The organism is Stenotrophomonas sp. P5_B8 (assembly GCF_054049855.1).
In genome coordinates, this window is sequence record NZ_JBFULO010000139.1 from 1 (window position 1) to 8,918 (window position 8,918).

An 8,918-nucleotide genomic window follows, 5' to 3' on the forward strand; every position below is an offset into this window, starting at 1 on the left:
GCCGGCCAGCGGCCGGCCCCGATCAGGAGCAGCCGGCCAGCGGCCGGCACTACCGTTGGTGCGTGCCGGGGGTGGCCGGGTGGGGTATCACCACTTGAACAGCACCAGGCTGATCGCCAGGCTGCCCATGCCCGCCACCAGCCCGTAAACCGTTTCGTGCCCCTTGGCGTAGCGCTTGGCCGCCGGCAGCAGTTCGTCCAGGGCCAGGAACACCATCACCCCGGAAATCAGCCCGAACACCCAGCCGAAGGTGGCGTGGTTGAGCACGCCCGACAGCGCGAAATAGCCGATCACGGCCCCGACCGGCTCGGCCAGGCCGGACAACAGGCTTGCACCGACCGCGTACCCTTTGTTCTGCGTGGCGAAGTACACCGGCACCGCGATCGCGATGCCTTCGGGAATGTTGTGGATGGCGATGGCGAAGGCCAGCGGCATGCCCACCGACGGGCTCTCCAGCGTGGCGAAGAAGGTGGCCAGGCCCTCGGGGAAGTTGTGTGCGGTGATCGCGATCGCGGTCAGCATCCCGACCCGTTTGATGTAGGCCTTGTTGTTGTCGCGGAACAGCGGGTCCTGCTTGTCCAGGCTCTCGTGCGGGTTGGGGATCAGGTGGTCGATGACCACGATCAGCAGCACCCCGGCCAGGAACGCCGCCGTGCCGTAGGCAAACCCGAGGCGCGCATCGTAGGCCTGGGTGAACGAGTCGATCGCCTTGTTGAGGATCTCGGTGAGCGACACGAACACCATCGCCCCGCCGGCGAAGGCCAGCCCGAACGCCAGCAGGCGCGGGTTCGGGCGGCGCGAGAACACCACCATCAAGCTGCCGATGCCGGTTGCCAGGCCGGCGGCCAAGGTCACGGCGAGGGCCACCCATACGTGTTCAGACGAAATGTCGAGCATGCGCCGCAGCGTCCTTGTAGAAGTGCAACGCGCCCCGGGCGGGGCGCGTGAAGGAGAGGCTTGCGGCGGCTGGCCTCATAGGACGACGGCGCTCAGCCGCCGCGGCGGAGCCGCTCTTCCACCGCGAAGCACTCGTCCGGCTTGGGCTGCGGCGGGTTGAAGCTGACCGGCACCTGGATCGTGGTCGACACGGTCTGGCCGTTGCGCGTGGCCGCCTTGAACTCCCAGCCTTCGACCGCCTTCCTGGCCAGCTCGTCCAGTTGGGCATTGCCGCTGCCGGTTACCTGCGCCACCTGGCCGGGCTTGCCGTTGGCGGCGATCACCACCTTGAAGGTGCTGGTGCCGCCGATGCCCTGGCAGGCCAGTTCGATCGGGTACTGCGGCGGCGGGGTCTTCACCGCGGCCACGTCGGTGGGCGCGGCGACCGGTGCGGCCGGGGTGGCCGGCTTGTTGCAGCCGGCCAGGCTGACGAGGGCGAGGCTGGACAACACGAGGCACTGCAGTTTCATGGAATCACTCCGTCAGGCTCGAGGCCTTGGCTGCGCAGATGAAGTCGTTTTCGCTCAGGCCGCCCACATCGTGGGTGGAGAAGCGCACCACGGCCCGGTCGTAATGCACGCCCAGGTCGGGGTGGTGGTCTTCGCGATGGGCCACCCAGGCCAGCGCGTTCACGAACGCCATGGTCCCGTGGTAATTGTCGAAGCGGAACGTGCGGGTAAGCGCCTGGCCCTGCTCGGCCACTGCCCAGCCGGGAATCTGCGCCAGCAGTTCGGCCACCCGGGCCTCGCCCAGCTTGTGGTCGCTGCCCTTGCGCGGCACGCAATGCGCCTGCGCCAGCGGAATCAGGTCGGCCATGAAATCCTCCACTCCCTTTCGTGTTGCAAGATGCCTGAACGATGCGCCGGACGGTGTATAAACCGAATGAGCGCATAACATGTAAGTGGCTAGAATAGCCCGATGATCCAGATATCCGACACTGCCCAGACCTATTTCCGCAAGCTGATCGAGCGTGAGGCCGTGCCCGGCATGGGCGTGCGCCTGAGCGCCGTCGATGCTGGCACCCCGCGTGCCGACGCCCGCCTGGAGTTCGCCGAGCCCACCGACCTGATGGGCGATGAGTGGGCGGTGGACTGCGATGGCTTCACCCTGTACGTCGATGCCACCAGCGTGGGCTGGCTGGACGGTGCCGACATCGACATCGTCAGCAACGCCACTGGTGGCCAGCAGCTGACCATCAAGGCCCCCAAGATCAAGGGCGAAGCCCCCACCGACGCGTCCTCGCTGGTCGAGCGCGTGCGCTGGGTGGTGGAGAACGAAGTCAATCCGCAGCTGGCCTCCCACGGCGGCAAGGTCGCGGTGCAGGAAGTATCCGCCGATGGCGTGGTGCTGCTGCGCTTCGGCGGCGGTTGCCAGGGCTGCGGCATGGCCGATGTGACCCTCAAGCAGGGCATCGAGAAGACCTTGATGGGACGAGTGCCTGGGATTACCGCGGTGCGCGACGCGACCGACCACGAGAGTGGCAACGCGCCGTACATTCCGCGCGGCACGGCCGCCTGATTCCGCTGCGTGCCACTGCGCCGGGCTGACGACATCCTCGAGTGGCTGCTGGCACGCCAGCCGGACAACCGCATCCTCGAAAAAACCACGGGCCTGCCGTATGGGTGGGGCCTGTGGCTGCGTGCGCTCACCCCGCTGCCGCGGCCGTTCCGTGCCAGTGAGGTTATCGCCGAGCTGATCCAGCGGCCATTGCCGGTGTCCAGCGGCCGTCTGCCGCAGCTGGGTTTCCTGCAGTCAATCCGACGCCTGCTGTGGCAGGGCTGGGACCCGGCGCCGCGCGACCAGCGCTGGATGCGCTGGAGTTCGGCCAGCATCAGCCTCCTGTTGCATGTGCTGTTTGCCGTGCTGCTGCTGTGGGTTGCGCTGATCCGGCCGCCGGTGGAGCCCGAGCAGGGTGGCGAGAGTGGCCGCGTGCAGGTGGCCCTGGTGGGGCGTGGCACGCCGCAGGAAGAGGGCGGTGGCGAAGCGACGCCGGATGCGGCAGCACGTGCCCCGAGCAATGCACCGGCCAGCGAACCGGRCGCAGCGGCCAGCAGCCCGCGGGCGTCGGCGTCTGCATCGGCCCCGCAGCCGAGTGCCGAGCCCACGCCACCCGAGGTGCCGCAACCGACGCCGCCCAGCCCGGTGACGCCGCCGGTCGAGCAGCCGGTGCAGGCCACCGAAGTTGCGCAGGCGACCACGGATTTTGTCGTGCCGCCCACCAGCGTGGTGCGCACCGAGGTGCGGGTGACGCCACGTGAGCCGCAGGACATCGCCGTGCGCGAGCGCACCGTCACTACCGTCGAGGCGCCGACCCCGCGCGCCAGCGTGGCGGTGCCGCGGCCGGCCGAACCCCAGCTGCGCACGCCGGAGCCCACGGTGCGCGAGCGCCAGGTCAGCGTGGTCGGGGCGCCTGCGACCACGGTGCGCGTGCCCGGTCCACGCGTGGAGGCCACGCTGCCCCAGCGCGAGGTGCAGGTGCGCGAACGCGAGGTCCAGCCTGTCACGGCGCCATCGGTGACGATGGCGACGGTGCCGCAACGGGACGTCACCGTGAGCGGCAGGTCGACCGAGGTTGCAGTGCGCGAACGCAGCGTGCCCACGCCAGCCGCGCGGCCGGCACCGGCGTCGACCAGCACCGCGCCGCGCACGGCGAGCGCGACGTCCACCGCGACGGCGACCACGCCGAGCACCAGCAGCAGCCCCTCGACCGCGCGCGCCAGCACCCAGCCCGCCGCGAAGCCGGCGGCGAACCCGGGCAACTGGGCCACGCCGACGCGCGGCGACGATTGGGGCGCGGCCAACCATCCGCAGGATCGCGATCTCGACGGCCGCGCCGTCGCCGATACCGGCAGCCACGGCGACAGCCTGTTCAAGGCCGACGGCAGCGTGCGCGTGCCTGGCCAGGACGGCAAGGGCACCACCGAGCGCGGCGCACCGGGCGGTGACAAGGACGGCTGGACCAAGGAGCGCATCGCCCAGTCCGGCACCTGGCTCAAGCGCCCGCCGTACGACTACACCCCGACGTCGTTCGACAAGTACTGGGCGCCCAACGAATCGCTGCTGGCCGAATGGGTTCGCAAGGGCATCAAGGCCGTGGAGATTCCGATCCCGGGCACCAGCTCGTCGATCTCCTGCGTCGTCTCGATCCTGCAGTTCGGCGGCGGCTGCGGCCTGAGCGATCCGAACATGCAGGACCAGCCGGCGATCGCGCGTCCGCCGCCGGACATCCCGTTCAAGAAAGAGCTGCAGGAAGACAACGGCAGCCGCTGAGGCCCCGCCGCATCGGCGGGGGTAGCGCCACGCCATGCGTGGCTGCCCTCCGGTCAGGCGTTCCGACCCCCGGGTAGAGCCACGCCATGCGTGGCTGCCCTCCGGTCAGGCGTTCCGACCCCGGGTAGAGCCACGCCATGCGTGGCTGCTCTCCGGTCAGGCGTTCCGACCCCCGGGTAGAGCCACGCCATGCGTGCCTGCTCTACCGGTCCAGCGTTTATGGCACCTGCCAGCCACGCATGGCGTGGCTCTACCGGTCCGGCGTCATGGCACCTGCGAGCCGCGCATGGCGTGGCGCCGTCTATCGCGCGGGACGTTATGGCTCCTGTTCCGCGTCCGCATCCACACTTACGTCGGCATCCTGCAACGCCACGAACGCCCAGAACGGCACGTTGGTTTCGCCCCAACTGCGGCTGGCCTCGTCGAGCACGTCCAGCAGGGTGTCGAAGTCGGCACCGGCCTGCGCACGCAGCGCGTCGGCGTCGTTGAAGAACAGGGCATAGCCGTTGGCGGGCAGCCAGGCCAGGTCGCGCAGGTTGTCGCTCAGTGCATCCCAGTTGCCGCCGAAGCCGGTGGGGAAGTCCAGTCGCCCGGCCAGCCGCGTCAACAGCATCCGCTTGTCCTGGCAGCCGTCCAGGTCGATCTGCACCACGCGCAGGCCGGCATCGCGCATCGCGGCCGACAACGGGCCCACATCGCCATTGCCGATCGCATACACGCCGGCATTGTTGATGTCGTGCAGGCCCAACTCGAATCCATCATGGTTCATTGCCAGCTCCCGGCCGGTGGAACATCGAAACTGCGAAAGGTCTCGTAGTGGTCGTCGCTGTAGAACCAGCCGGTCGGCGGATTGCCGCCGGTGACGATGCGACGCGCACCGCGGTTGCCGGCACCGGGGGTGTCGACGGTGTACTCGTGGTAATAGCCGCGCGGCCGCTCTGGCAGGCGCTGTTCGCGGTTGCCGAACACGCTGCCGTCCTGCCGATGCGGGAACGGTCCGCCCTGCTGGATCAGTGCGATGGTGCGGCGTGCCTCGGGCGGGAGGAACGGCGGCAACGGATCGTGCTTCACCCCCTGCGTCCCGGTAGCGAGTGGTGCGTTCGGTGCCGCCGGCTGGGTCAGCGATGGAGCGAACTGTGGCGCCGGGGGACGCTGCGCGAATTTGATCGTGGCCAGGCCGCCGATCAGCAGCGCGATGGCGACCAGCAACAGCAAGGGCTTGCGCATGGGCAGGGTGGGGCAGGGAAGGTGGCCACTACTGTACCGTCAACCGTGCGCCGGGCGATGAGGCGCAGCCGAACAACGACCCATCCACGCCACGCTGCCGTCACCGTTGCGTAACATGGTGTGCAGAGGTTGCATGCGCGAGCCCAGATTTCCTTTACATGGGCCTTGGTAAGCTTGCCGTCCATCCCCATCATCGTCAGCGCAACGCCCGGTCTTTGCCGGGTGAGTGAGCTACCAGGAGATCCACATGGCCTATACCCTCCCCAAGCTGTCCTACGCCTACGACGCACTCGAGCCGCATATCGACGCGGCCACGATGGAAATCCATCACACCAAGCATCACCAGACCTATATCAACAACGTCAACGCGGCACTGGAAGGCACCGAATACGCCGACCTGCCGATCGAAGAACTGGTCAAGAAGACCAAGTCGCTGCCGGAAAACCTGCAGGGCCCGGTGCGCAACAACGGTGGCGGCCACGCCAACCACAGCCTGTTCTGGACCGTGATGTCGCCCAACGGCGGCGGCGCACCGGTCGGCGAAGTGGGCAAGGCCATCGAGTCGCAGCTGGGTGGCTTCGAGAAGTTCAAGGAAGCCTTCACCAAGGCCGCACTGACCCGCTTCGGCAGCGGCTGGGCTTGGCTGAGCGTCACCCCGGACAAGAAGGTGGTGGTGGAAAGCAGCGCCAACCAGGACAGYCCGCTGATGGACGGCAACACGCCGATCCTGGCGCTGGACGTGTGGGAGCACGCCTACTACCTGAAGTACCAGAACCGTCGCCCGGAAYACATCGGCGCGTTCTTCAACGTGGTCGACTGGAACGAAGTCGAACGTCGTTACCAGGCCGCGATCGCCTGAGCGATCCAGCACGGTAGATGACAAAACGGCCAGGCAGCGATGCCTGGCCGTTTTCGTTGCGGCACCGCGCCGTGGATCAGGGGGCGCTGACCGGCACCGGTGACTGCAGCCGCAGCGTGGCCATCACCCCCAGCCGCAGGGCGCCCTTGTCGGCATCGCTGCCTTCGCTGGCCGGCAGCTTCAGCGCCTGCTGGCCGATGCCCTCGAAGTGCTTGACCTGGAACAGCACGTCCAGCCCGTGGCCGCGCGCGCTGCCGGCCGCCGACGGCGGGTCGACCCGTTCGCCGGGATTGCGGCGCGCCGGCTGGAAACCTGGCGAGCTGCGCACCAGTTCGGCGGTGTCGGCCGAGAAATCGCCGGCGATCAGCGAGGGCAGGCCTTCGGCGGTGGCGCCGATCCAGGTCATCAGGTCGCTGGTCTGGTGGCGGCGCACCAGCGGCTCGTCCGGGTCAGGGCGCAACCGCGCGACATAGATGTTGATGAGTTCTTCCTGCAGCTTCACCCGCAGCATGCCGGCGGCACTGAACTGGCCCGGCGGATGCAGCAGGGTGACGCCGTCTTCGCTGACCGGCAGCCGGGTCAGCATCGCGCTGCCATGGCGCAGTGCCTGGCTGGGCGGATCGGCGGTGACGAAATCGCAGCTGTAGCGCAGCCGCGAGGCCAGCCAGCAGGCCGGGTTGCGGCCCTGGGTCTGCAGCACGCGCTGCACCGCGATCACGTCCGGCTGCAGCGCGTCGAGCATCTGCAGCACCTGGTCGCGGCGCTGCTCCCATTGGCCCTCGCCCAGGGTGGGCAGTTCCAGGGTGGCCACCTTGAGCAGACGCGGTGCGTCCTCGGACTGGCGCGCATGCGCCTGCGCGGCCGATGCCGCCAACAGCATCAGCAGCAGCCAACCCGGCCAGCGTCCCGTGACAGCAATGGAGATCATGCGCATAACGATAAGTTTACGCTTGCGCCGTCGAGGCTTCGTGACTTCCGTTGCGATCTGCGGCGATCCGCTGCCATGTTCGCCGTCTACTGTCACGTAGGGGCGCAGCGTGCGCCGCTCGGGGGCTTCCGGTAAGCTCCCGCACTTTCGTATTCGCAGGACAGCCCCATAGGATGAGCACGATCGCAGCCGCCAGCCCCGGCAAAGGAAAGTTGCCAGGCCAGATCCCGTACATCATTGGCAATGAGGCCTGCGAGCGGTTCAGTTTCTACGGGATGCGCAACATCCTGGTGCAGTTCCTGATCACCTCGCTGCTGCTGCAGGAGATCACCGCCGAAGGCCGTGCGGGCGAGGCCAAGGACATCATGCACAGCTTCATGATCGGCGTGTATTTCTTCCCGCTGCTTGGTGGCTGGCTGGCCGACAAGTTCTTCGGCAAGTACCACACCATTTTGTGGTTCAGCCTGATCTACTGCGCCGGCCACGCCTGCCTGGCCGTGTTCGAGGACAGCCGGGAGGGCTTCTTCCTCGGCCTGGGCCTGATCGCGCTGGGCGCCGGCGGGATCAAGCCGCTGGTGGCCTCCTTCATGGGCGACCAGTTCGACCAGAGCAACAAGCATCTGGCCAAGGTCGTGTTCGACGCCTTCTACTGGATCATCAACTTCGGCTCGCTGTTTGCCTCGCTGTTGATCCCGCTGGCGCTGAAGAACCTGGGCCCGCAGTGGGCATTCGGCATCCCGGGCATCCTGATGTTCGTGGCCACCTTCGTGTTCTGGCTGGGACGCAAGCGTTACGTGCTCGTGCCGCTGCCGCCGAAGGACCCGCATTCGTTCGGCAACGTGGTGCGTAGCGCGCTGTCGGCAGAGGTCCCGGGCAAGGGCCGTCCGGGCCGCACCCTGGCGATCCTCGGCGCGGTGCTGGCGGTGGCCTCGCTGGGCCTGGTCGGCAGCCTCGGCATCGTGATCTGCCTGTGCATCGCGCTGGTGTTGCTGCTGGTCGGTATCGGTGGCGGTACCTGGATCCAGCTCGACCGCGCCCGCGCGGTGCACCCGGCCGACGCGGTCGAAGGCGTGCGTTCGGTGCTGCGGGTGCTGGTGATCTTCGCCCTGACCACCCCGTTCTTCTCGCTGTTCGACCAGAWGGCATCCACTTGGGTGCTGCAGGGCCAGCAGATGGCCATGCCGAGCTGGTTCACCGCCTCGCAGATGCAGGCGCTGAACCCGCTGCTGGTGATGATCCTGATCCCGTTCAACAACCTGGTGCTGTACCCGGCGCTGCGCCGCTTCGGCGTCGAGCCCACCGCGCTGCGCCGCATGACCGTGGGCATCGCCTTCAGCGGCCTGGCTTGGGTCGTGGTCGGTGGCATCCAGGTGATGATGGATGGCGGCAACGTCATGTCGATTTTCTGGCAGATGCTGCCCTACGCATTGCTGACCTTCGGTGAGGTGCTGGTCTCGGCCACCGGCCTGGAGTTCGCCTACAGCCAGGCGCCGCAGGCGATGAAGGGCGTGGTCATGAGCTTCTGGAACCTGACCACCACCATCGGCAACCTGTGGGTGCTGCTGTCCAACGCGGCCGTGCGCAACGATACGGTGACCCACAAGATCGCCAGTACCGGCCTGAGCGAGGCCGCGTTCCTGATGTTCTTCTTCGCCGGTTTCGCCTTCCTCGCCGCGTTGGCCTTCGGTTGGTATGCCA

The 8,918-nt window shown here is 67.9% G+C and carries 10 protein-coding genes; 4 read left to right on the top strand and 6 right to left on the bottom strand.

What is annotated here, in order from left to right; translation table 11 throughout:
• Positions 1-87: 87 nt before the first annotated feature.
• The 3 genes from zupT to ACXJKH_RS09740 all read right to left on the bottom strand — a co-directional run bounded on the left by zupT (position 88) and on the right by ACXJKH_RS09740 (position 1,752).
• Positions 88-897, bottom strand: a complete 810-nt coding sequence (gene zupT, locus ACXJKH_RS09730; RefSeq protein WP_457319273.1) for a zinc transporter ZupT — start codon at positions 895-897, stop codon at positions 88-90.
• A 92-nt stretch (positions 898-989) separates the two neighbouring features.
• On the bottom strand, positions 990-1,406 hold the full coding sequence (locus ACXJKH_RS09735; protein ID WP_457319274.1) for an energy transducer TonB: 417 nt from the start codon (positions 1,404-1,406) through the stop codon (positions 990-992).
• 4 nt (positions 1,407-1,410) lie between these two features.
• Positions 1,411-1,752, bottom strand: a complete 342-nt coding sequence (locus tag ACXJKH_RS09740) for a 4a-hydroxytetrahydrobiopterin dehydratase (RefSeq protein ID WP_457319275.1) — start codon at positions 1,750-1,752, stop codon at positions 1,411-1,413.
• Positions 1,753-1,854: 102 nt separating this feature from the next.
• Between ACXJKH_RS09740 and ACXJKH_RS09745 the strand changes: the two genes are divergently transcribed.
• On the top strand, positions 1,855-2,454 hold the full coding sequence (locus ACXJKH_RS09745) for an NfuA family Fe-S biogenesis protein (RefSeq protein WP_256775581.1): 600 nt from the start codon (positions 1,855-1,857) through the stop codon (positions 2,452-2,454).
• A 9-nt stretch (positions 2,455-2,463) separates the two neighbouring features.
• Positions 2,464-4,206 (top strand): hypothetical protein, encoded by a 1,743-nt coding sequence (locus tag ACXJKH_RS09750; protein ID WP_457319276.1) that lies wholly within the window; start codon positions 2,464-2,466, stop codon positions 4,204-4,206.
• A gap of 316 nt (positions 4,207-4,522) precedes the next feature.
• On the opposite strand, the gene ACXJKH_RS09755 is transcribed toward ACXJKH_RS09750, so the two are convergent.
• Both ACXJKH_RS09755 and ACXJKH_RS09760 read right to left on the bottom strand, forming a co-directional pair.
• Positions 4,523-4,975 (bottom strand): barstar family protein, encoded by a 453-nt coding sequence (locus ACXJKH_RS09755; RefSeq protein WP_256775579.1) that lies wholly within the window; start codon positions 4,973-4,975, stop codon positions 4,523-4,525.
• A complete protein-coding gene (locus ACXJKH_RS09760; protein WP_256775578.1) occupies positions 4,972-5,433 on the bottom strand; it encodes a ribonuclease domain-containing protein in 462 nt (153 codons plus the stop codon). The genes ACXJKH_RS09755 and ACXJKH_RS09760 overlap by 4 nt, the downstream gene beginning before the upstream one ends.
• 247 nt (positions 5,434-5,680) lie before the next feature.
• On the opposite strand from ACXJKH_RS09760, the gene ACXJKH_RS09765 reads away from it, so the two are divergent.
• Positions 5,681-6,292 (top strand): superoxide dismutase, encoded by a 612-nt coding sequence (locus tag ACXJKH_RS09765; RefSeq protein WP_457319277.1) that lies wholly within the window; start codon positions 5,681-5,683, stop codon positions 6,290-6,292.
• Positions 6,293-6,368: 76 nt separating this feature from the next.
• Here the strand turns inward: ACXJKH_RS09765 and ACXJKH_RS09770 are convergent, their stop codons facing one another.
• The gene (locus ACXJKH_RS09770; RefSeq protein ID WP_457319278.1) at positions 6,369-7,220 is read right to left on the bottom strand and encodes an endonuclease/exonuclease/phosphatase family protein; all 852 of its coding nucleotides are present in this window, start codon (positions 7,218-7,220) and stop codon (positions 6,369-6,371) included.
• Between the two features lie 173 nt (positions 7,221-7,393).
• On the opposite strand from ACXJKH_RS09770, the gene ACXJKH_RS09775 reads away from it, so the two are divergent.
• The coding region (locus tag ACXJKH_RS09775; RefSeq protein ID WP_457319279.1) for a POT-type proton-dependent oligopeptide transporter at positions 7,394-8,918 on the top strand (1,525 nt) is incomplete at its 3' end.

Coding starts and splice junctions, on each gene's coding strand:
- zupT (WP_457319273.1), bottom strand. CDS start 897: ATGCTCGACATTTCGTCTGAACACGTATGGGTGGCCCTCGCCGTGACC.
- ACXJKH_RS09735 (WP_457319274.1), bottom strand. CDS start 1,406: ATGAAACTGCAGTGCCTCGTGTTGTCCAGCCTCGCCCTCGTCAGCCTG.
- ACXJKH_RS09740 (WP_457319275.1), bottom strand. CDS start 1,752: ATGGCCGACCTGATTCCGCTGGCGCAGGCGCATTGCGTGCCGCGCAAG.
- ACXJKH_RS09745 (WP_256775581.1), top strand. CDS start 1,855: ATGATCCAGATATCCGACACTGCCCAGACCTATTTCCGCAAGCTGATC.
- ACXJKH_RS09755 (WP_256775579.1), bottom strand. CDS start 4,975: ATGAACCATGATGGATTCGAGTTGGGCCTGCACGACATCAACAATGCC.
- ACXJKH_RS09760 (WP_256775578.1), bottom strand. CDS start 5,433: ATGCGCAAGCCCTTGCTGTTGCTGGTCGCCATCGCGCTGCTGATCGGC.
- ACXJKH_RS09770 (WP_457319278.1), bottom strand. CDS start 7,220: ATGATCTCCATTGCTGTCACGGGACGCTGGCCGGGTTGGCTGCTGCTG.